This window comes from Bradyrhizobium sp. 1(2017), from assembly GCF_011602485.2.
Classification (GTDB): Bacteria; Pseudomonadota; Alphaproteobacteria; order Rhizobiales; family Xanthobacteraceae; genus Bradyrhizobium.
Genome location: NZ_CP050022.2, coordinates 5,690,050 through 5,711,819, shown reverse-complemented (window position 1 = coordinate 5,711,819; position 21,770 = coordinate 5,690,050). Strand labels below are relative to the sequence as shown.

The window sequence follows — 21,770 nt, the reverse complement described above, 5'->3', positions numbered from 1 at the left end:
TTCGAGGGCGCCTACTTCGCCTCGCTGCTGTCGGAGGCGCGCGCTCAGGGGCGGATTGGAAAGGTGGCGGCGGATCCGCTGCTGCCGCTCCGCGCCTTCATCGATATTGGCGGCGCGGGCGCGGCGGCGGATGCCTTCACGATCTGGATCGTGCAGTGGGTGGGGAGTGAATTAAAGGCAGATTTCCAGCACCTGAGGCGCTGGCGCAAGAGTGTGGAACAGGCGCAGAGCTACACCTTCAAGGCGGTGATCACAGTTATTGCGACCGGTCTGATGGGGGCGGTCTGGCTCGGTGTCAAAGTCGTGCTGGGCAAGTGAGTCTCGACGATCGGACCCATGTTCACCCCAATAGGCCATCTCCATGTACAGAATTCGTACCGTCGATGCGGACGATGACGCGACTGCCGAGATCCTCGGCGATTTGCACCGGCTGACATTCCTCGATGGGGCCGCCATGCCGCAATTCGGGCTGGGTGCGTGGTGGCTCGCCTATCTCGACGATGACGCGGTTGCCTTCGCCGGCGTCGTGCCGTCGACGCATGCGCGAAACAGCGGATATTTTTGCCGGGTCGGCGTCTTGCAGCGGCATCGGGGGCAGGGACTTCAACTCAGGTTGATGCGGGCGGTCGAGGCGCGAGGGCGGCGTCTTGGATGGAGCAGCATCGTCTCCGATACGACGGACAATCCGGCATCTGCCAACAATTTCATCGAGGCAGGTTATAGGCTCTACGAGCCCGAGGCGCCCTGGGCCTGGTCGCACACCCTTTATTGGCGAAAACGGTTGCGCTGAGCGGAGGAGCTGCGTTTCCCGTGATGCGGAACATGACTTCAGCTAGAAGTGATACGCGAGAGGCGTGTGGCCTCCGCACGCGCAGAGCATCTACCGACCCCGCAGCCCGATGGCTGCCGGGCCGTTTTTGCGTTTGCGGGCCATGCAGGTGAAGCACTTGCGAAGTCGGCGGCGCCGGGCTTTAAATTTGCTCCTGAAGGAAATCGGCGGCCATAAGCCGATGTAAGGGAGCGCTATCGATGCCCACCAAGCCTCAATTGCCGGAACGTTCGCCGCGTGCGACGGGAGGCCCGGCTGCGCTCGAGGATTTGCTGGTCATCGATTTTACGCGTGTGGTCGCCGGCCCGGCCTGCACACAGACGCTTGCCGATTTCGGTGCGCACGTCATCAAGATCGAAAACCCCGACGGTGGCGACGACACGCGCGCCTATGAGCACGCCGAGATTGGGGGGGAAAGCGCCGCTTATCTCAGTCTGAACCGCAACAAGCGCGGCATTGCGCTCGACCTTGCCGTGCCGGAGGCTCGCGAGATCGCGCTCGACCTGATCCGCAAAGCGGATGTCGTCGTTGAGAACTTTTCCAGCGGGGTCATGAAGAAGTTCGGCCTCGACTATGAAGCCGTCGCCCCGCTCAATCCGCGGCTGGTCTATTGCTCGATCTCCGCCTACGGACGCACCGGACCGTTTGCTTCGCGTCCTGGTTTCGACCCCATCACACAGGCGGAGAGCGGCTTCATGTCGCTCAATGGGTTTGCCGACGGACCGGCGGTTCGTACCGGTCCGCCGATCGTGGATATGGCAACGGGAATGTCTGCCTGCAACGCAATCCTGCTGGCGCTGCTGGCGCGGGACCGGCTCGGCCGGGGGCAACATGTCGAGGTCGCCCTGTTCGACGTTGCGATGGGGATGACCGGTTTCTACGGCATGGCCTATCTGATCAACGGCGAGAATCCCGGCCGGTTCGGCAATTCGCCGAGCGGATCCCCGACCGTCGGAGTCTACGAGGCCTCCGATGGGCCGCTGTACATGGCCTGCGCCAACGACCGGCTCTATCGCCGCCTGGTCGTCGAGGTCCTGAACCGGCCCGATCTGATCAACGACCCCCAGTTCGCGACGCGCAAGGCGCGCTCCGAGAACAAGGAGCTGCTGCGGGCAGCCATCGCGGAAGTCTTTGCCGGCGATACGCTCGAGAACTGGATGGCGAAGATGAAGCAGGCCAACATCCCGGTCGGCTATCTCCGAACGGTTGAGGAAGGGTTCAATGCGCCCGAGGCCCGAGAGCGCCATCGCTTGAACCGGATTCCGCATCGTACGGCGGAATGGGTCCCCAACATCGAGCCGCCAATAGCAATGGGTTTGACCGGCGCGATTGATCCTGTTGCAGCCCCTCTCCTGGGCGAGCATACCGAGATCGTCCTGCGGGATGTGCTCGGTTTCGATCAGGATCGGATCACGGAGCTTACCAAGAAGGGGGTCTTTGGGGCAGGCAAGGTTTCGACGCCGGCTTGAGCCCTGAGCGCCCGAGGTGATGGGTTACGGCGTCTTGCGGTTCGCCGGTCCGCGATGCCTGCCTTCGCGCCATCGTGTCCTTCTCAGGCAAGAGACCCGCGGACTCCATACCGCCCTGGTTCTGCATCGGCTTGATTTGGCGTGAGCCCGGCCGCATAAATGTGCCAAAGCGAGGGACACGAATGGCGCCTGGTCGAGAGCCAAGCATCAGCGAGCCCGCCGGGCTGCAAGCCGGTGAGCCCGCCTATGCGACCATGATGGCAAAGGCACGGGCGCTCCTACCCCGATTGCGGGAGCGGGCGGCGCGGACGGAGGAGCTGCGGCACCTTCCGCCGGAGACCGAAAGGGACCTCCACGATGCCGGCCTGTTCCGCATGCTCCAGCCGCGACGGATTGGCGGCGCAGAGCTCGACTACGTCTCCTTGATCGATTGCGCGGATCTGCTCGGGCAGGCGGACGCGTCGGTGGCCTGGAATCTTGCAAACCTGGCGAGCCATCATTGGATGCTCGGCATGTTCGAGCAGAAGGCGCAGGATCTGGTCTGGGATCGGGATGCCGACGCGTTGATCGCATCCTCGTTCATCTTTCCCGCCGGTCGGGCCACGAGGGTCGATGGCGGGTACCGGCTCCATGGCAGCTGGCCGTTCTCCTCGGGTGTTGCCTCCTGCGAATGGAACATGCTGGCGAGCGTTGTTTACTCTGACGACGAAGCCGACGGTATTGAGTATCGGATCTTTCTGCTGCCGAAAGGCGATTACAAGGTGCTAGACACCTGGAATGTCGCTGGACTGCGCGGAACGGGGTCTTGCGACGTGGAGGTCAGGGACGTCTTCGTGGCTGACCATATGACGGTCGCTGTCGGTGATCTCTCCGGCGGCCCGACGCCGGGGAGCAAGGTCAATCCGAATCCGCTGTATGCACTCCCTGTCTTCTCGTTGTTTCCTTACGTCCTCTCCGGTGTCGCGCTGGGGAATGCGCAGGCCTGCCTTGACGACTATGCGGAGGTCGCACGTCATCGCATTTCCACTTACAACCGCGCCAAGCTGAGCGATTTCCAAAGCACGCAGATCAAGATTGCAGAGGCTTCGGCGAAGATCGACGCGGCGCGCCTGATCATGCGCTCGGCCTGTCTGGATGCCATGGCGGATGCGCGGCGTAATCATATCCCTGGAATGGCGACCAAAACCAGATATCGGCGCGATGGAGCCTTTTCTGTGAATCTATGCACCGAGGCAGTCTCCATGCTGTTTGCCGCGAGCGGAGCCCGCGGTCTGTTCACGACGGGCGTTCTGCAGCGGCAGTTTCGCGATGCGCACGCGATCAACTCGCATCTGGCGTTCAACTTCGATGCGGCCGGGACCAATTATGGACGCGTGGCGCTGGGCCTGCCGTCCGAGAATCTCACGCTGTGAGGCCGGCCGATGAATGATCTGCCGAAGCAGCCGGCCGTTCCCGATCCAGCCAACGAACTCGCGAGCGACAGCTCGCCGATCGACCCCCGCGATTTTCGCAATGCGCTCGGTACCTACGCAACCGGCGTGACGATCATCACGGCCGCCGCTGCAGACGGGAAGCCTTACGGGCTGACCTGCAATTCGTTCGCATCGGTGTCGCTCAATCCTCCGCTGGTTCTGTGGAGCCTCGTCGTCTATTCCTCGAGTCTGACCGTGTTCCAGAACGCCAGCCATTTCACGGTCAACGTTCTCGGCGCTTCGCAGCAGGCGCTCGCGAACAAGTTCGCAAAATCGTCCGACGACAAATTCACCGGCGTCGATTGGACGCCGGGCCTTGGCGGTGCGCCGGTGCTGGCCGACGGCGTCGCCAATTTTCAATGCCGCTCCGTCAATCGCTACTACGGCGGCGACCACGTGATCTTTCTCGGCGCGGTCGAGGCTTATACCTACGGTGCGAAAGAGCCGCTGCTGTTCGCACGTGGGGCGTTTGGTCGCTTTCTCGCCGACGACGAGCGCAAGAAGGCGCCGTAGCGTGCGCGTCAGGTCGCCCCAGACGGCTTGACGCCCGCTGAAAGTTTGTAGATCTCCAGCGCGTCCGCTTCCGCGCCGCGCGCTGCCTTCGCCAGCCTGAAGAGTTGCCCCGCAAGCGAGGCCATCGGCACGGGCGTCGACGTCGATTGCGCGACATCGGCGACCGTATCGAGATCCTTGAGCATCGTTGCGATATGACCGAGCGGCGGTGTGTGAATGCCCTGGACCATCCGCGGCACGAAGAGCTGGAGCGGGATGGAATCCGCAAAGCCTCCGGCGAGTGCTTCCGGCAACCGGTTGGCGTCAATCCCGGCGTTCACGGCGAGGCGCGTTGCCTCCGCGAGGACCGCCATCGCGCATCCGACGATCACCTGATTGCACAACTTCGTGGTCTGGCCAGCGCCGGTCGGGCCCATGTGGGTGAATCTACGCGCCATCGACAGCACATAGGGCCGCACCCTCTCGACGTCGGCCGTTTCTCCGCCCGCCATGATTGCGAGTGTGCCTTCCTCCGCGCCCTTCGTGCCTCCCGACACAGGCGCATCTATCCAACCCGTACCGTTCGCCTCTTTCAGTCGCGTTGCAAGGTCGCGCGCGGCGTCAGGATGGATTGACGAGAAGTCGACGACAAGCTTGCCGGCGCCGGGAGTTGATGAAAGGCCGTCGCGGCCGAAGATCACCTCTTCGACGGCGGCGGCGTCGGTCACGCACATGAACACGATGTCCGAGCTCGCCATCACGTCGCGGGGCGTGGCGGCGGGAGTTGCGCCGGCCTCGACGAGCGGGGCCATCTTGACCTGCGAGCGGTTCCAGACAGTGACCTGATGGCCGGCCTTGAGCAGCCGCCGGGACATGGGGGTCCCCATGAGCCCCAGGCCGAGATAGCCAAGCCTCTCGGCAGCTTGCGGGTTTGTCTTGCTCGCATCAGCCATAAGTTGTCTCCATCTGTCGCAGCGCAACGCCGCGCGACCGTCATCTTACCTTACATGGCGCGCCGCTTGGTGAAACCGCCGAGCCCGCATGGCTTGCCTGATTGTTTGAACCATGAAACATTTGGGCCGGTCGGATTGGGTGGCGCCGGTCGGCGCCGAAGCAGCGGAGAGGGCACGATGCGAACCGTTTCGAGGTGGGTCCTGGCATTGGGAGCGGTTGCGGCCGTGATCGCGGGCTCAGGCCCGTCACGGGCGCAGCAGACGATCCGTGTCGGCTGGACGATTCCGGCCGAAGAGTCCAAGTACTGGATGATGCGCCGCCCGGCCGAGTTTCCCAACATCGGGAAAGCCTACAACATCGAATGGACCCAGTTTCAGGGCACCGCGCCGATGACGCAGGCACTGGCAGCCGGCGCGCTGGATTGCGCGACGCAGGCGCCGCTGTCGCTCGCCAACGGCGTGGTCGGCGGCAATCTCAAGGCCTACATCGTGGCACAGCACGTGTTCGAGAAGCCCGGCGGCTTTTCGGTCTATTGGGCGGTGAAGGATGACTCCCCGATCAAGACCATTGCCGATCTCAAGGGCAAAACGGTCGGCATCTCCGTGATCGGCGGCGGCACGCAAGGGCCATTCAACCTGCTCCTGAAGCAGAACGGCGTCGATCCGGCCAAGGACATCAAGCTGGTCGAAGTCGGCTTTGCCGTCTCCGAGGACGCACTCCGCCAAGGCCGTGTCGATGCGGTCAACATGAACCAGCCGTTTGCCGCGCGCGCCGAGGCGAAGGGCGGCACCCGAAAGCTGTTCTCGCTGTCGCAGGCCATGCCGAACATCGTGCACATCCTGGAAGCCTGCCGTGCCGATTTCGTCGACAAGAATCCGGAGGTGGTGAAGGCCTATGTCCGCGACATCACGTCGGGCATGAAGAAGGCGCTGGCGAACCGCGAAGAAACCTTGAAAGTCGTGTCCGAGGTGCTGAAGGCGCCCGTTCCTGTGCTCGAGACCTATCTGCTCAAGGACAATGATTTCGGTCGCGATCCGGGGGCGGCGCCGAACTTCCCCGCGATTCAGAAGATGCTGGACATCTATGCGGAAACGGGAATGCTGCCGAAGCTGGATGCCGCGCAGTTCAAGCATCCGACGATCGTCGCTCCGCTGCAATAGCCGGCCAGTCGTTCATTCGAACAAGGTCGTGGCGTCGCGGGTCATCCGGGGCGCACCATGAAGAAGATGCACGCATGAAGAAATTGCGATCACGGGTCACCACGGACGGTCTCGACCGAGCCCCGCATCGTGCCTTCATGCGTGCAATGGGTCTCGATGATGCCGCGATCGCCAGGCCGATGGTCGGCGTCGTGAGCATGAAGGGTGAGCAGACGCCCTGCAACATGACCCACGACTTTCAGGTCGCCGCGGCCAAGACCGGAATCGAGGAAGCCGGAGGCACACCGCGGGAATTCTCGACCGTGTCGGTTTCCGACGGCATCAGCATGAATCATGAGGGGATGAAGTTCTCTCTCTTTTCGCGCGAGCTGATCGCGGATTCGATCGAGGCAGTCGTGCACGGTCTCGCCTACGACGCGCTGATCGGATATGGCGGATGCGACAAGACGCTTCCCGGCGTGATGATGGGCATGGTTCGCTGCAACGTGCCATCCATTTTCATTTATGGCGGCAGCTCGCTTCCGGGGCGCGTGGACGGGCGGACGCTGACGGTACTCGACTCCTATGAGGCCGTCGGCAGCTTCATGACGGGCGAGATCGACGGTGCCACGCTCGAGCGGATCGAGCGGGCCTGTCTGCCGACCATCGGCGCGTGCGCCGGTCAGTTCACCGCGAACACGATGGGGATGGTGTCGGAGGCAATGGGCCTCACCATCCCCAACGTCTCGATGGTGCCCGGTGTCTATGCGGAGCGGGCGCAGATCTCGCGGCGCGCCGGCCGGCTGATCATGGAGATGCTGGAACGCGGCGGGCCGCTGCCGCGCGACATCGTGACGCGGAAATCCCTGGAGAATGGTGCCGCGATCGTGGCCGCGACCGGCGGCTCGACCAATGCCGCACTGCATCTGCCGGCGATCGCCAATGAGGCCGGCATCGCTTTCAGCATCGATGACGTCGGCGAGGTTTTTGCGAGAACGCCGCTGATCGGCAATTTGCGGCCCGGTGGCAAATATACGGCGAAGGATGTCTACGATATCGGAGGCGCTGCGGTAATCATCCGGGAGCTGATCCAGAGCGGTCATATCGACGGCAGCTGCATCACCATCACAGGCCGCACGCTCGCGGAAGAATATGGTGTGGCCAACGCGCCCGACGGCGAGATCGTTTACACCTCCCGGGCGCCGATCATGCCCGATGGCGGCGTAGCGGTGCTGAAGGGTAATCTTTGCCCCGACGGCGCGGTGATCAAGGTTGCGGGTTTGAAGAGCCAGTTCTTCGAGGGCGTCGCGCGCGTCTTCGAGGACGAGGAGGCTTGCGTCAAAGCCGTCCGTGATCGCAGCTACAAGGCAGGCGAGGTCCTCGTGATCCGGAATGAAGGTCCGGTCGGCGGCCCGGGCATGCGCGAGATGCTCGGCGTCACCGCGCTGATCTACGGGCAGGGCATGGGCGAGAAGGTGGCCCTGATCACGGATGGACGGTTCTCGGGCGCGACCCGCGGCATGTGCATCGGGTATGTGTCCCCCGAGGCGTTTGTCGGCGGTCCACTGGCGCTTGCCCGGGACGGCGACAGGATCCGGATTGATGCTGCAAACCGGCGGATGGATCTGCTGGTCGACGAGCAGGAGCTCGCGCTACGCAGAGCGGATTGGAAGCAACGGCCGCCGCGGCATCGCGCCGGCGCGCTCGCAAAATATGCGCGACTGGTCGGGCAGGCGCCAGGTGGAGCGGTGACGCATGAAGGCCCGGCAGAATGGCCCTGGTTCGAATGAGGCGCCGCATTCGCGCGAAAGCGGCAGCCGGTCTGGCAAGTTTCTTGCTAAGCTCGTGCCGCTGATGACGGGCATTCAGCCGATATGTCGCGCGATGTCCGTGCGCGAGTGAGGTGAGCGACGCGATGAAGGTAGTGCCTTCGAGATCGAACGAATGGGTGAGACCGGTGACGCCACGAGAACCGGCTTCTGCGATCATCGAGATCGACCGCGTCTCGCAGGTTTTTCAGACCTCGGCGCGCAGGGATCATGTGGCGCTATCGGACATCTCGCTGACGATCGAGGAGGGGGCTTTTGTCTCCATCCTTGGTCCGTCCGGCTGTGGCAAGTCGACATTGCTTTACATTGTCGGCGGCTTCGTCAGCCCAACCAGTGGCGCGGCGAAGATGAAGGGAAAAGCGATCGCAGGGCCTGGCCCGGATCGCGGACCGGTGTTCCAGGAATTTGCGCTGTTTCCTTGGAAGACCGTGCTCGGCAATGTGATGTACGGACCGCGCCAGCAAGGCGTTCGCGCCGCCGAGGCCGAAGCACAGAGCCGGGCCTTGATCGAGATGGTCGGCCTCAAGGGTTACGAGAATTTCTATCCAAAGGAGCTCTCGGGCGGCATGAAGCAGCGTGTCGCGCTGGCGCGAACGCTCGCCTATCATCCCGAAGTCCTGTTGATGGACGAACCATTCGGTGCGCTCGATGCCCACACCCGGACGCGCCTGCAGAACGATCTGTTGAACATCTGGGAACGTGATCGCAAGACGGTGCTCTTCGTCACCCACTCGGTCGACGAAGCCGTCTTCCTCTCCGACAAAGTCGTGATGATGTCGAAATCTCCCGGCCGCATCCGGCAGGTCATCGACATCGATCTGCCCCGGCCGCGCCGCCGCAACGAGCTGTTGCTCGATCCACGATACCAGAAGTACGTCGTCGATATCGAGCGCATGTTCGATGAGAGCGACGAAGCCGGCGCACCCGCATGATGTCGTCGACTGCCATGGTCAAGCGCGCTGCCCCGGTGCTCGCCTGCATCGGATTGCTGGCGGTGTGGCAGGTCGCGTCTCTCGCCCTGAAGAATGACAGCTTTCCGACGGCGATCGACGCCATCCGGGTGATCCCGGATATCCTTGGCGACAAGGAATCCCTGATCAACATTCTGGCCTCGCTCCGCCGCATGGCAATCGGGTTTGGCGTGGCCGTGCTCGTTTCGATTCCCCTTGGTCTCCTGATGGGACGTAGCGCCGCGGTCGCCGCCTTCTTCAATCCACTCCTGATGGTGGTCTATCCGGTGCCGAAGGCGGCCCTGATGCCGATCATCATGCTGTGGCTGGGCGTAGGCGATATCACCAAGACGCTCGTGATCTTCCTCGGTGTCAGCCTGCCGGTGATCTACCACAGTTTCGAGGGCGCCAAGGCGGTCGAGGAGAAGATGCTGTGGTCAGGCGCAGCGATGGGGCTCTCGCCGGCGCAACGCCTGGTGCGCATCGTGCTGCCGGCGGCCCTGCCGGAAATCCTCACCGGGTGTCGTACGGGATTGGTGCTGGCGCTGATCACGATGATCACCAGCGAGATGATTGCCCGTCAGTCCGGCGCCGGAAACATCCTGTTCAATGCGCTCGACATGGGCCAATACGACACCGTCTTTGCGATGATCATCATCGTGGGGGCCATGGGAATTTGCCTCGATGCGATCTTCGAGCGGGTCCGCGCAAGACTGGTGCGCTGGTCCGAGCCTCAGTTTGACATGCCGCTGAGCTTCTCATGATGTCGCGCCTTGTCTCCCCGAACGTCGTTCTTGGCATCGCCCCGATCCTGCTGGTGATCGCGCTGTGGCAAGGCCTGGTGTCTTTCGGCTTCGCGCCGGCGGTGCTGCTGCCGCCGCCGGGCTTCGTCTTCGGCCGCCTGCTCCAGCAGCTCGTGACCTCGACGTTTCAGCAGGAGCTTGCGGCGACCCTGATCCGGCTGTTTGCAGGGTTCGCGATTGCGGTCGTGCTGGGCGTCAGTCTCGGTATCGCCGCCGCCGCCAGTCCGGCGATCAACGCGGTGGTTCGGCCGATCGTGCGCGTATTGGCGCCTTTGCCCAAGGTCGCGCTCTACCCGGCATTGCTGCTGCTGCTCGGGTTCGGCCACGGGTCGAAGGTCACTTTGGTGGCGGCCGATGCTCTGTTCCCCATTCTGTTGTCCACCTATTACGGTGCGTCGACCGTCGAGCAGAAGCTGATCTGGTCGGCCATGGCGGCAGGGACGCCGCGCCGCGAAATCCTTTTCAAGGTGGTGCTGCCGGCAGCGATGCCGTCGATCCTGACCGGTTGCCGCATCGGCCTTGTCATTTCCTGTATCGTGGTGTTTCTGGCCGAGATGATCACGTCGACGGACGGACTGGGTCATGCGCTCGTGACGGCGGCCCGAACCTTTCAGGCCGTGGACATGTTCGTCCCGCTGATCACGATATCGCTGCTTGGCTTGATCCTGAACGGCCTCTTGGGGGTCGTGCGATCGTACCTGCTCCGGGGCTTCCCGGAAGCGTAACAAACAAGAATTCAGAAGACCGGGAGTGGACCATGCTGGCTGATCGCATCGAGGCAAAATGGATTGACGCATTCTGCGAGATCTTCGAGCGATGCGCTGTCAAGGCCGGCGATACCGCGGCGATCCTCTCGGAAACCCAGTCACGTGCTTTGAATGTGCATCTTGCGGAGCTGGCCTTGTTGCGTATGGGCGCGCGGCCGTTTCACGTGGTGATGCCGACACCGCGCAACCGCAATATCGTTCCGGTTCGCTCGACCGGCGCAAGCGAGGCGATCCAACGGCTCGGCCCGGTCGTCACCGCACTTCAGCAGGCCGGCTTCGTGGTGGATTGCACCATCGAAGGCCTCATGCACGCGGTGGAGACGCCTGAGATCCTGAAGGCCGGTGCGCGGATCCTAGTGATCTCCAACGAGCATCCGGAGGCGCTGGAGCGGATGGTGCCGGATCCCGCGCTCGAGAAGCGTGTTCGTGCCGCGGCAAAGATGCTGCGCGGGACGAAGCGGATGCGGGTCACCTCGAAGGCCGGCACGGCGCTCGACGTCGACATGGTCGGGGCCTCAACGGTCGGTGTGTGGGGCTGGACCGACAAGCCGGGCACGCTGGCGCACTGGCCGGGTGGCATCGTCGTCAGCTTTCCCAAGAGCGGAACCATCAACGGCACGCTGGTGATGGCGCCTGGCGATATCAACCTGACCTTCAAGCGCTACCTGACCTCGCCGGTGAAGATGACGCTCAAGGACGATTATGTCGTCGAGCTGGACGGCGAAGGCACCGATGCCGCGATGATGCGCAGCTTTCTCGCCGCCTGGGGAGATCGCGAAGCCTATGCCGTCTCGCATGTCGGTTTCGGCATGAATCCCGGCGCGCGGTACGAGGCGCTCTCGATGTACGACCAGCGCGACACCAATGGCACGGAGCTTCGCGCTGTATCCGGCAATTTCCTGTTCTCGACCGGTGCGAACGAGTTCGCGGGCCGCTACACGGCGGGTCATTTCGACCTGCCAATGATGGGGACGACAATCGAGCTCGACGGCGTCGCGGTGGTACGGGACGGCGTGCTTCAGGACGTCTTCGGCTAATTGCGTACGGGCGGCCGCGCCAGGCCAAAGTGGCGGAGCAAGTCGACCATGGCCTTGAGCCGCTCGACACGATAGGCGTCGACATCGAGGCCGGAATAGTCGAGGAAGCCTGCGCCCGTCCGCAGGCCGATTCGTCCCTCGTTCATGTTGCGCGAGATCACCTCAGGCGCCCGATAGCGGTCGCTGCCGAGTGCACCCTCGAGGTAGCGGCTGGCATAGTACAGGATGTCGCCGCCGCCCCAATCGATGAATTCGAGCAGGCCGAGCACGGCGTAGCGGAAGCCGAAGCCGTAGCGGATCGCCTTGTCGATCTCCTCGGCACTGGCGACGCCTTCCTCGACCATGCGAGCGGCCTCGTTCATCGCCAGCGCCTGGATGCGCGGGACGATAAAGCCGGGCGTCGCCGCACAGACCACGGGCACCTTGCCGATGTCTTCAAGCAGCGTCTTGACCTCGTCGACAATGGTGGGGTCAGTGGCCTTGCCGGGCGAGACTTCGACCAGCGGGATCAAATAGGCCGGGTTGAGCCAATGCACGTTGAGGAAGCGGCGAGGATTTACGATCGCGCCGGAGAGGTCATCGACGAGGATCGTCGACGTCGTCGACGCGATGATCGTATCCGGGCCGACTTGCTTTGACGCCGCCGCCAGCACCTCGCGCTTGAGTTCGACGACCTCAGGAACGCCCTCGAAGACCATGCCTGCGTCTGAGAGCGCTGCACCACTATCACCGGCCGCCACCACGGAGACGCGCGCAATGAGCGGGGCAACGTCCGCTTCGGTCAGTAGACCAAGCTTCGACAGGCTGGCGAAGGTCTTGCTGACCTCGCCAAGCGCGTCCGCTTCCAGCTTGCAGAAGTCCTCGGCCGAACGCGTCTTGATGTCGATCATCGTGACGCTGTGCCCGGCGTAAGCGAACGCGACGGCGATGCCGCGCCCCATGCGGCCAGCCCCGAGACACACGATATTGACGCGATTGGTCATCGATCAGAATCCATTGCGAAGCAGCGTCTGCAGTTCGGCCTTGCCGAGATTGCCGAGCCCGAGAGTCTCGAGCGTTCGGCCGCCTCGCGCAAAATCCTCGCCGCAGATCGCGCCGCCGATCGATAGGAACGCCTTGGCCAGCGGTGTGTTGACGCCCGCCAGGCCGGCGACGGACACCAGCAGCGACAGCCCGAGCCGCAGGTCCTCCCGCATGTAGCGGTGCTCGGTCAGCACGATCCGTTCGCGCCAGTCGCCGGAATCGGTCAGCCGGTCGTGCGAGCCGCGGCCATACATCCAGATCTCGCCTTCCTTCGCGTAGTGATGAGCGAGCGGAAAGTGCGGCGCACCGTAATCGAATGCCTCGCGCACCGCGATACGTTCCGCGTCGAGCGCATCGGTGACCCGGCGGATCGCGGCTTGCGTGCCTTCCTTGTGGATGTCCCAGCGCTCGAAATGCTCGATCGGACCGGCGTTCATCACGATCAAGGGCGGATGGATGATGGGTCCTGCATTCATCAGCGCCCCGGACAGCGCATCTCCGCACGATTCGATCACGCCCGGGAAAGCGCGTCCGATGACTTCGAGTGCATGCGGCGCCTGATCGAGCGGGAAGACGCCGACCGGCAGGCGTTTGGCGCGGATCGTGATGGCGACCTCGAACGGTCCGTGCTTGCGGGTCAACCAGGGCAACGTGCCGGTCTCGGCAAAGCTTGCCTTCGCGCGGTTGCCGGCATCCCGGGCCGCCTGGGCGAAGATCATCGAGCCGAATGTCGCCGGCGGCAGAAACACGACCTGACCGTCCCGCAGATGCGGGGCGAGCAGACGCGCAATGTCCGGCTGCGCGAAGGCGGGCGCGGGGCAGAGGATTAGTTCGACGTCGCGGATGGCGTCGGCGATGTCGGTCGTAACCAGTGCAAGCTTCACGTCGTGGCGGCCGTTATGGTCCTTGACCAGGATGCGTGAGCCTGCTGCACGATGCGCTGTGACCTGATCCGAGTCGCGGCGCCAGAGCCGGACCTCATGTCCCGACAGCGCAAAATCGCCCGCGGCCGCGAAAGAGCCGTTTCCCCCACCCAGAACCGCGATCTTCAAGATGTCTCTCCTTGCGCGCGCGATTGCGCATCGAGCTGCTTGAGCAGGAAATGCTGCACCTTGCCTAGCGCGGTGCGCGGCAAGTCGGTGACGAAGACGATATCGCGTGGAACTTTGTAACGGGCGAGCTGGGTCTGGATGTGCATTCTGAGCTCGTCCGCCTCGAGCCGGGCGCCGGATCGCCGGATCACATAGGCGATGGGGACTTCGTCCCAGCGGGGGTCCGGCCGGCCGATCACGGCGCATTCGCTGACATCGGGATGTTCGAGCAGGACGCGCTCGACCTCCGCCGGATAGACATTCTCCCCGCCAGAAATGATCAGATTCTTCTTGCGGTCGCGCACCCAGAAATAGCCGTCCGCATCGCACAGGCCGATATCCCCGGTGCGATACCAGCCGTCGTGCAGCGCATCGCGCGTGGCGTCGGCATTGCCCCAATATTCGAAGAACACGTTGGCGCCGCGCACCGCGATCTCGCCCGGTGCGCCCGCCGGCATCTCGTTGCCAGCCTGATCGATGATCTTTGCCTCGCAGCACAGGCCGGCAAGCCCGGTCGATCCTCCCCGCGAGAGATCGCCGCCGAGGCGCGTATAGATTGCGATCGGGCAGGTTTCCGTCGAGCCGTAGACCTGAAGCACGGGAACGCCCCGCGTGGTGAACCGATCGATCAGGTGCGGCGGTACGATGGTCGAGCCTGTCGCGACGGCTTTCAGTGAGGAGAGATCGGCCGCCACCCAGGCGGGATGCTCGCTCACGGCCTGGATGATTGCCGGCACCATCACCGTCAGCGTCGGCCGCTCGCGTTCGATCGTCGCGAGCGCGGTGTCCGGTGCGAAGCGGGCGTGGATCGTGACGGTTGCGCCCAGCTGCAGCGCGGGCGTGGTCTGGATATTGAGGCCGCCGACATGGAAGAACGGCAACACGGTCAGCACGTGATCGTCGGATGTCATGTTGTGCATGTGCTGGCTCATGACACCGTTCCAGAACAGCGCCTCCTGTCGCAGCACGGCGCCCTTCGGCCGTCCCGTGGTTCCCGACGTGTAGACGATGAGGAGCGGGCAGGAGAGGTCGGTGTGCGGGTTGCGGCCGCTGCCCTCGCTGCGAGCCAGCATATCTTCGAATGTCGTGCCGCGCGGTGGGGTGAAGTCGAGGCCGACGACAGACGCCTCCGGCGCAGTCTGCCCAAGCTCGGCAAGGACTTCCGCAAATGCCTGCTCGAGCAGCAGGACCTTGGCGCCGGCGTCACTCAGAATGAACAGCTGCTCGGCGACGGCCAGGCGCCAGTTCAGCGGCACGAGCATCGCCCCGAGTCGCGCACATGCGTAGAGCAGAACCAGGTAGTCCGGCCGGTTCAGGCTCAGGATCGCGACACGGTCGCCGCGGCCGACGCCGAGTTCCCGCTTCAAGGCGGCGGCGGTCCGTTCGATGCGTGCGGCGAATGCCGCATAGCTCAGCCGTTCGCCTTCGAAGGCAATGGCCGTCTTGTCTGGCGCGAACGCCGCGTTGCGATCGATCAGACTACAGAGATCCACAATCAATCGTCCGTCTCGCCGGCCTCGTAGAGCGCCTCGCGCCCGATCCGGTCGAGGCACAGCTCGGCGGTCCAGGGCAGCATCAGCGAGCCGCAGCGGCTGTCGCGATAGATCCGCTCCAGCGGCAACGACCGCAGCATGGCCTGACCACCGCAGGTGCGGATCGCGAGCGCGGCGAGCTCGTTGGCGCCCTCCATCACCGAATATTGCGCGGCATAGGCGCGCAATACCTGTTCCTTGCTCGGATTGGCGCGGGCTTCGGTCACAGCCTGGAACCAGATTGCCTTGACCTGCTCGAGCTTGATCTGCATCTGCGCGACGGCGATCTGCTTGGTCGGGTACATCCTGCGCTTCACCGGCGGCATGCCCGGCATCTCGCCGCGGAGGTAACGTACGGTGAAGTCATAGGCCGCTTGCGCCAGGCCCATATAGGTGGGGGACAGCGTCAGGAACATGTGGGGCCAGCGCATCGCGGCCTGGAAATAGACGCCGCGCGGCATCAGCGCGGAATCCGCCGGCACGAACACGTCCTTGAACAGGAGCGTTCGCGACACCGTTCCCCGCATGCCCAGGGGATCCCAGTCGCCCACGACCGAGACGCCTTCGGACTTGGCCGGGATGGCGAGATAGAGCGTGTTGCGGCGCGAGGCCTTCTCGCCTTCCTCGATCTCGGTGCAGAGCACGCCGTAATAGTCGGCATGACCGGAAAGCGATGCAAAGATCTTCTTGCCGTTGACGATCCAGCCACCCGCGACCGGCCTTGCTTCGGTGCCGAAAGCGACGCCGCCCGCGGCCGCCGCACCACCTTCGGAGAAGGGTTGCGAATAGATCGCGCCGTCCTCGACGATGCGCTTGTAGTGAACCGCACGCCGCCGCTCGTGCTCGGCGCGGGTGTCTGCGTCCATGTCGAGATCATCGGCGAGGGGACCCGACCACAGGGTCGAGCAGACGTGCATGTTCCAGGTCAGCGCGGTCGCGCCGCAATAGCGGCCGATCTCGGCCGCCGCCAAGGCATAGGTCTGGTAGTCGGCGCCGAGGCCGCCGTGCCTCTTGGGAACGGCAATACCGAGCAGGCCGACGCGATGCAGATCGCGATAGTTCTCGGTCGGAAAGATCGCTTCGCGATCGTACGTCGCGGCGCGGCCCGCGAACACGGTCTGGCCGATTTCGCGGGCGCGCGCGATGATTGCGGCCTGCTCGTCGCTCAGGCGGAATGCCACGGGATCGAAGATCGGCGCATCCAGCGCAACCTTGTCGCTTGTGCCGATAGTCTTGCTGACTTGCATGGTCATGGTACGATCACCTTACGCTTTCGCCGTGACGGAGTTCAGGAAACGGCCGATCGCTTCGTCGAAGGCATCAGGGCGCTCGAGATTGGCGAGATGGCCGACGCCGGCGAGCTCGACATATTCAGCGCCGGGGATGTAGGTCGCCGTCTTGGCCATCATTGGCGCAGGCGCGTTGTTGTCCTTGGAGCCGGACAGCAGCAGCGTCGGGATGGAAATATCCTTGAGCGTGCTGCGCTGATCGAACCCCATCAGAGCCAGCATCATGGCGCGATAGCTCGCCTCGGGCACGCTGCCCATGCAGTCGCGCGCGAGCTCCATCCCCTTTGGATCTGGATCGTCGCCGACGAGCTCCTTGACCAGGGAGGGTGCCAGTGACTTCATCGTTTCGCCGCGATCGAGCGGCCCGAGCCGCGCCGCGATGAAGGATTTCTGCCAGTCGCCGTCGGCCTTGCCGAAGGCTGGACTGGTCTGTGCCAGAACCACTGCGCGCGCCAGTTGCGGCGACTGCACCAGCCATTTCTGAACGATCATGCCGCCGATCGAATGGCCGACCAGAACAGGCCTGCTTGCGCCGAGTTGCTCAATGAATTTTTGGAGCGCGTCCGCCAGGGTAACGATGCTGACGCTCGCGAGCGGCGGCGAACCGCCATAGCCCGGCATATCCCACGCGATTGCGTGGAAGCGCTTGCCGAAGAAGGCAAGCTGGCGCCGCCAGGCACGCGCCGCGCCGCCAATCCCATGCAGGAAAATCAGAGGTGTTGCGTCCGGATCACCCGCTGCTTCGTAGGCGAAGCGTCCGTCTTTTGTTATCATTGGCGAAGGCTGCGACACGCGACATCCTTTTGCTTGGCCCCTTGATGCTAACAGGCTTGCAGACGATGGGAAGCGATAATTTTATACTTAAAGCAATTTTCGGGCCGGTCGCCGTGCGGCGTTCGCGACGTCGCTCCGCGCTTTCGTTGCAAAAGTTTGAAGGTTAAAATATATCGAGGGAACGATCAGCACCCCAGGGAGCCAGCGCATGTCCGGATTGCCGCATTCGCCGCACGCGCTGGTGACCGGTGGAGGTCGCGGTATCGGCCGCGCGATAGCTGCTTCGCTCGTCGGCGCGGGCGCAACCGTGACGGTGCTCGGCCGGAATGCGGCCAGCCTTGCCGAGGCCGTCGGCGCTGGCGCAGCGCATTTTGCAGCTGTTGCCGACGTTTCCGACGAAGCGTCGTTGAAGGCCGCCATCCTCGAGGCGAGTGCGCGCAAGCCGATCGACATCCTGATTGTCAATGCAGGCAGCGCTGAATCCGCTCCGTTCGCGAAATCGGACAGCGCGCTCTTCAGCCGGATGATGGATGTCAATTTCATGGGCGTCGTGCATGCCGTCCAGGCCGTGCTGCCGGGCATGAAGGGCCGTCCCTATGGCCGCATTGTCGCGGTCGCGTCCACCGCCGGGCTCAAGGGTTACGCCTATGTCAGCGCGTACGTTGCCGCCAAGCATGCCGTGGTCGGCCTCGTGCGTTCCCTTGCCCTTGAGATGGCCGGGAGCCATGTGACCGTGAATGCGGTGTGCCCCGGCTTCACCGACACCGACCTGGTCGCCGGCAGCATCGACAACATCATGAAGAAGACCGGCCGAACCCGCGAGCAGGCGATCGCCGAGCTCGCGAAACATAATCCGCAAGGGCGTCTGATCACGCCACAAGAAGTGGCCGATGCGGTGCTTTGGCTGTGCGGCGAGGGCGCCGGCGCGATCACCGGGCAGGCAATCGCAGTAGCGGGCGGTGAGATCTAGTGTGCGCAGGACAAGCGCCGAACAGGGAATCCAAGGAGATCGCATGAGCAGACCAGCCAATCCCGTCACCGTGCCGCTCGCTGATTATTCGCCGCAGCATTTCCTGCTTGCCGTGGTCGAGGGTGTCGCGACGGTCACGCTCAATCGTCCCGAGAGAAAAAATCCGCTAACCTTCGAAAGCTACCGGGAACTGACCGATTTCTTCCGCGCCTGCGCGTTTGATGACGCAGTCAAATCCATCGTCGTCACCGGTGCCGGCGGCAATTTCTCGTCGGGCGGCGACGTGTTCGAGATCATCGGCCCGCTCGTGAAAATGGACACCAAGGGGCTGACCGCCTTCACGCGCATGACCGGCGACCTCGTTAAGGCGATGCGGGCCTGCCCGCAGCCGATCGTGGCCGCGGTCGAGGGCATCTGTGCCGGGGCGGGCGCGATCATCGCCATGGCGTCGGATATGCGCCTCGCGGCGAGTGGCACAAAGGTCGCGTTCCTGTTCAACAAGGTCGGCCTTGCCGGCTGCGACATGGGCGCCTGCGCGATCCTGCCGCGGATCATCGGGCAGTCACGTGCCTCCGAATTGCTCTACACCGGCCGGTTCATGACCGCGGAGGAGGGCGAGCGCTGGGGCTTCTTCAGCCGCCTCGTTACGCCGGAGCAGTTGTTGCTGCAGGCGCAGGTTCTGGCGAAGCAGATCGCGGAAGGGCCGACCTTCGCCAACACCATGACCAAGCGGATGCTGGCGATGGAGTGGGCGATGTCGGTGGAGGAGGCGATCGAGGCGGAAGCCGTTGCCCAGGCGCTGTGCATGACGACCGCGGATTTCGAGCGCGCCTTCGAGGCTTTCGCCAACAAGGTCAAGCCGGTCTTCAGGGGCGACTAGGGCGGTCCTCTTTACGGGGAAGCCGCGACGGGGGACTTGCGCGAAATTATTTTAGGCTTAAAATAGTTTCATGGCCGGGTGAATTGGCGAGGCTCCCATGAAAGTCGCGATCATCGGTGGTGGACCTGCAGGTCTCTACGCTGCGATCCTGCTCAAGAAGCAGCGCCCGGGCGCCGAAGTCACCGTGTATGAGCGCAATCGGGCCGACGACACCTTCGGCTTCGGCGTGGTGTTCTCCGATGCCACGCTGGACAATTTCGAGAAGCACGATCTTCCGAGCTACCGCCGCATCACCCAGGAATTCGCCTATTGGGACGACATTGCCGTGCATTTCCGCGGCACGGTGCATCGGGTCGGCGGCAACGGCTTTTGCGGCTGCTCACGGCAGAAGCTGCTGCTGATCCTCCAGGAGCGCGCGCGAGAGCTGGGCGTTGCCCTGCATTTCGAAGTGGATATCGACGATGAATCCCGCTTCGCCGACGCCGACCTCATCCTGCTCGCGGACGGCATCAACAGCCGCTTCCGCGAGAAATATCTCGATCATTTCCAGCCCGAGGTCGACATCCGCTCTAACAAGTTCGCCTGGATGGGCTCGACCAAGCCACTCGACGCCTTCACCTTCATCTTCCAGGAAACCGAGTGGGGACCGTTCATTGCCCATGCCTATCAGTACGAGGCTGGGCATTCGACCTGGATCTTCGAGACGGACCCCGAGACGTTCGAGCGGGCCGGGCTGACAGGGCTGAACGAAGCCCAGTCCGCCGCGCGGATGGCGGAGATTTTCGGCTGGTTCCTCGGCGGGCACCAGCTGCTGACCAACCGCTCGATGTGGCGCAACTTCCCGATGATCCGCAGCAAGCGCTGGGTCAAGGACAACATGGTCCTGCTCGGCGATGCCAAGGCGAGCGCGCATTTCTCGATCGGGTCGGGCACCAAGCTCGCGATGGAGGATGCGATCGCGCTGGCCGACGCAATGGAGAAGGCCTCCAGCGTCAAGGCCGCGCTCGAGGTCTACGAGCACGGTCGCCGCGAGGAGGTCGAGAAGACGCAGCATGCCGCCGACGTCTCGCTGGTGTGGTTCGAGCACGTCGATCGCTTCTGGGACTTCGATCCCGTGCAGTTCGCATTCGGCGTGATGACGCGCTCGAAGGCGATCACCTATGACAATCTGAAGCTTCGCGCGCCGGATTTCGTGGCTGAGGTCGAGAAGTCGTTCGCCCGGCAGGTGCATAGCAGCGGCTTCGATGTCGACACCGACCGGCCGATGGTGCCGCTGTTCCAGCCGCTCCGCTTGCGCGAGATGGAGCTCGCCAATCGCGCGGTGGTGTCGCCGATGTGCATGTATTCGGCCAAGGAGGGCGTGCCGACCGACTTCCATCTGGTGCATTACGGCTCGCGCGCGATCGGCGGCGCCGGATTGATCTTCACCGAGATGACCTGTGTCAGCCGCGATGCCCGGATCACGCCCGGTTGCGCCGGCCTGTGGAACGACGAGCAGGAGGCGTCCTGGCGTCGGATCGTGGATTTCGTCCACGGCAATTCGGCTGCGAAGATCTGCCTGCAACTGGGGCACGCGGGCCGCAAGGGCGCGACCAAATTGATGTGGGACGGCATGGATCGTCCCCTGGAGCAGGGCGGCTGGGAGGTTTTTTCGGCATCGCCGCTGCCCTATTTCCCCGACAGTCAGGTGCCGCGCGAGCTCGATCGTGCCGGCATGAACGCGGTGAAGGAAGCTTTCGTGGCGGCGGCCGAGCGCGGCGAGCGCTGCGGCTTTGACATGCTCGAATTGCACTGCGCCCATGGCTATCTGCTCGCGAGCTTCATCTCGCCGCTGACCAACACCCGCACCGACGACTATGGCGGTTCGCTGGAAAACCGTCTGCGTTTCCCGCGCGAGATCTTCGAGGCGCTGCGCGCGGTGTGGCCGTTGCACAAGCCGATGTCGGTGCGCATCTCCGCCACCGACTGGGCCGACGGCGGCATCACGGGCGACGATGCCGTCGCCATCGCGCGCGCCTTTGCCGAGGCCGGCGTCGATCTCGTCGACGTCTCGACCGGCCAGACTGTTCGCGACGCGCAGCCGATCTACGGGCGCATGTTCCAGACGCCCTTTTCGGACCAGGTCCGCAACGAGGCGCGCGTGGCCACCATGTGCGTCGGCAACATCACGACGGCGGACCAGGCCAACACCATTCTGGCCGCCGGCCGGGCCGATCTCGTCGCGCTCGGCCGCCCGCATCTGGTCGATCCCTTCTTCACCATGAAGGCGGCGGCCTGGTACGGGGCAAACGATGCGTTCTGCCCGCCGCAATATCTGCCCGGAAAGGATCAAATTTTCCGCAACAGCGTCCGCGACCGCCAGGACCTGGAGGAGCTGAGAATTAAGGCTAAGCCCAAGACCCGGGCCGAGCTCAAGGCGGAGGCGACAAAGCCGCTTGCGGCGGAGTGACCGCCCGTGCGACGTTAACGC

Annotated in this window: 19 protein-coding genes; 13 read left to right on the top strand and 6 right to left on the bottom strand. The window is 63.9% G+C overall.

Features of this window, described 5'->3' with window-relative positions; translation table 11 throughout:
* Positions 1 to 361: 361 nt before the first annotated feature.
* The 4 genes from HAP40_RS27110 (at position 362) to HAP40_RS27095 (ending at position 4,283) form a co-directional block, all read left to right on the top strand.
* Complete coding sequence (locus tag HAP40_RS27110; RefSeq protein ID WP_166814866.1) at positions 362 to 790, top strand: GNAT family N-acetyltransferase; 429 nt, start codon at positions 362 to 364, stop codon at positions 788 to 790.
* A 239-nt stretch (positions 791 to 1,029) separates the two neighbouring features.
* Positions 1,030 to 2,298, top strand: coding sequence for a CaiB/BaiF CoA transferase family protein (locus HAP40_RS27105; RefSeq protein ID WP_166814867.1), 1,269 nt, complete (start codon positions 1,030 to 1,032; stop codon positions 2,296 to 2,298).
* Positions 2,299 to 2,480: 182 nt separating this feature from the next.
* The gene (locus HAP40_RS27100) at positions 2,481 to 3,710 is read left to right on the top strand and encodes an acyl-CoA dehydrogenase family protein (RefSeq protein WP_166814868.1); all 1,230 of its coding nucleotides are present in this window, start codon (positions 2,481 to 2,483) and stop codon (positions 3,708 to 3,710) included.
* 9 nt (positions 3,711 to 3,719) lie between these two features.
* Positions 3,720 to 4,283, top strand: a complete 564-nt coding sequence (locus tag HAP40_RS27095) for a flavin reductase family protein (RefSeq protein ID WP_166814869.1) — start codon at positions 3,720 to 3,722, stop codon at positions 4,281 to 4,283.
* Between the two features lie 8 nt (positions 4,284 to 4,291).
* Here HAP40_RS27095 and HAP40_RS27090 read toward each other — a convergent pair whose 3' ends face one another.
* Positions 4,292 to 5,215, bottom strand: a complete 924-nt coding sequence (locus tag HAP40_RS27090; RefSeq protein ID WP_166814870.1) for an NAD(P)-dependent oxidoreductase — start codon at positions 5,213 to 5,215, stop codon at positions 4,292 to 4,294.
* 177 nt (positions 5,216 to 5,392) lie between these two features.
* Between HAP40_RS27090 and HAP40_RS27085 the strand changes: the two genes are divergently transcribed.
* The 6 genes from HAP40_RS27085 to HAP40_RS27060 all read left to right on the top strand — a co-directional run bounded on the left by HAP40_RS27085 (position 5,393) and on the right by HAP40_RS27060 (position 11,741).
* The gene (locus HAP40_RS27085) at positions 5,393 to 6,376 is read left to right on the top strand and encodes an ABC transporter substrate-binding protein (RefSeq protein ID WP_166814871.1); all 984 of its coding nucleotides are present in this window, start codon (positions 5,393 to 5,395) and stop codon (positions 6,374 to 6,376) included.
* Between the two features lie 74 nt (positions 6,377 to 6,450).
* Positions 6,451 to 8,145, top strand: a complete 1,695-nt coding sequence (ilvD, locus tag HAP40_RS27080; protein WP_166814872.1) for a dihydroxy-acid dehydratase — start codon at positions 6,451 to 6,453, stop codon at positions 8,143 to 8,145.
* A 125-nt stretch (positions 8,146 to 8,270) separates the two neighbouring features.
* Positions 8,271 to 9,116 carry an ABC transporter ATP-binding protein gene (locus HAP40_RS27075; protein WP_166814873.1) on the top strand — a complete coding sequence of 282 codons (846 nt, stop codon included), beginning with the start codon at positions 8,271 to 8,273 and terminating at the stop codon, positions 9,114 to 9,116.
* Positions 9,113 to 9,898: an ABC transporter permease gene (locus tag HAP40_RS27070; protein ID WP_166814874.1), complete on the top strand. Its 786-nt coding sequence runs from the start codon at positions 9,113 to 9,115 to the stop codon at positions 9,896 to 9,898. Before HAP40_RS27075 ends, HAP40_RS27070 begins: the two co-directional genes overlap by 4 nt.
* Entirely contained in the window at positions 9,895 to 10,662 is a 768-nt protein-coding gene (locus tag HAP40_RS27065) for an ABC transporter permease (protein WP_166814875.1), read from the top strand. The genes HAP40_RS27070 and HAP40_RS27065 overlap by 4 nt, the downstream gene beginning before the upstream one ends.
* A gap of 32 nt (positions 10,663 to 10,694) precedes the next feature.
* A complete protein-coding gene (locus HAP40_RS27060; protein ID WP_166814876.1) occupies positions 10,695 to 11,741 on the top strand; it encodes a peptidase M29 in 1,047 nt (348 codons plus the stop codon).
* Here the strand turns inward: HAP40_RS27060 and HAP40_RS27055 are convergent.
* From HAP40_RS27055 to HAP40_RS27035, 5 genes are read right to left on the bottom strand one after another with little or no spacing between them, the layout of a single operon-like run.
* On the bottom strand, positions 11,738 to 12,724 hold the full coding sequence (locus HAP40_RS27055; RefSeq protein WP_166814877.1) for a 3-hydroxybutyryl-CoA dehydrogenase: 987 nt from the start codon (positions 12,722 to 12,724) through the stop codon (positions 11,738 to 11,740). The two genes, HAP40_RS27060 and HAP40_RS27055, sit on opposite strands and share 4 nt — an antisense overlap.
* A gap of 3 nt (positions 12,725 to 12,727) precedes the next feature.
* Positions 12,728 to 13,816: an NAD/NADP-dependent octopine/nopaline dehydrogenase family protein gene (locus HAP40_RS27050; RefSeq protein ID WP_166814878.1), complete on the bottom strand. Its 1,089-nt coding sequence runs from the start codon at positions 13,814 to 13,816 to the stop codon at positions 12,728 to 12,730.
* On the bottom strand, positions 13,813 to 15,348 hold the full coding sequence (locus HAP40_RS27045) for a class I adenylate-forming enzyme family protein (RefSeq protein ID WP_166814879.1): 1,536 nt from the start codon (positions 15,346 to 15,348) through the stop codon (positions 13,813 to 13,815). The genes HAP40_RS27050 and HAP40_RS27045 overlap by 4 nt, the downstream gene beginning before the upstream one ends.
* 2 nt (positions 15,349 to 15,350) lie before the next feature.
* Positions 15,351 to 16,640 carry an acyl-CoA dehydrogenase family protein gene (locus tag HAP40_RS27040; protein ID WP_166814880.1) on the bottom strand — a complete coding sequence of 430 codons (1,290 nt, stop codon included), beginning with the start codon at positions 16,638 to 16,640 and terminating at the stop codon, positions 15,351 to 15,353.
* A 12-nt stretch (positions 16,641 to 16,652) separates the two neighbouring features.
* The gene (locus HAP40_RS27035; protein WP_246741309.1) at positions 16,653 to 17,450 is read right to left on the bottom strand and encodes an alpha/beta fold hydrolase; all 798 of its coding nucleotides are present in this window, start codon (positions 17,448 to 17,450) and stop codon (positions 16,653 to 16,655) included.
* 208 nt (positions 17,451 to 17,658) lie between these two features.
* Between HAP40_RS27035 and HAP40_RS27030 the strand changes: the two genes are divergently transcribed.
* The 3 genes from HAP40_RS27030 to HAP40_RS27020 all read left to right on the top strand — a co-directional run bounded on the left by HAP40_RS27030 (position 17,659) and on the right by HAP40_RS27020 (position 21,749).
* Positions 17,659 to 18,420 carry an SDR family NAD(P)-dependent oxidoreductase gene (locus tag HAP40_RS27030; RefSeq protein WP_166814882.1) on the top strand — a complete coding sequence of 254 codons (762 nt, stop codon included), beginning with the start codon at positions 17,659 to 17,661 and terminating at the stop codon, positions 18,418 to 18,420.
* Positions 18,421 to 18,463: 43 nt separating this feature from the next.
* Positions 18,464 to 19,300 carry an enoyl-CoA hydratase family protein gene (locus HAP40_RS27025; protein WP_166814883.1) on the top strand — a complete coding sequence of 279 codons (837 nt, stop codon included), beginning with the start codon at positions 18,464 to 18,466 and terminating at the stop codon, positions 19,298 to 19,300.
* Between the two features lie 97 nt (positions 19,301 to 19,397).
* Positions 19,398 to 21,749: a bifunctional salicylyl-CoA 5-hydroxylase/oxidoreductase gene (locus tag HAP40_RS27020; RefSeq protein WP_166814884.1), complete on the top strand. Its 2,352-nt coding sequence runs from the start codon at positions 19,398 to 19,400 to the stop codon at positions 21,747 to 21,749.
* Positions 21,750 to 21,770 lie beyond the last annotated feature (21 nt).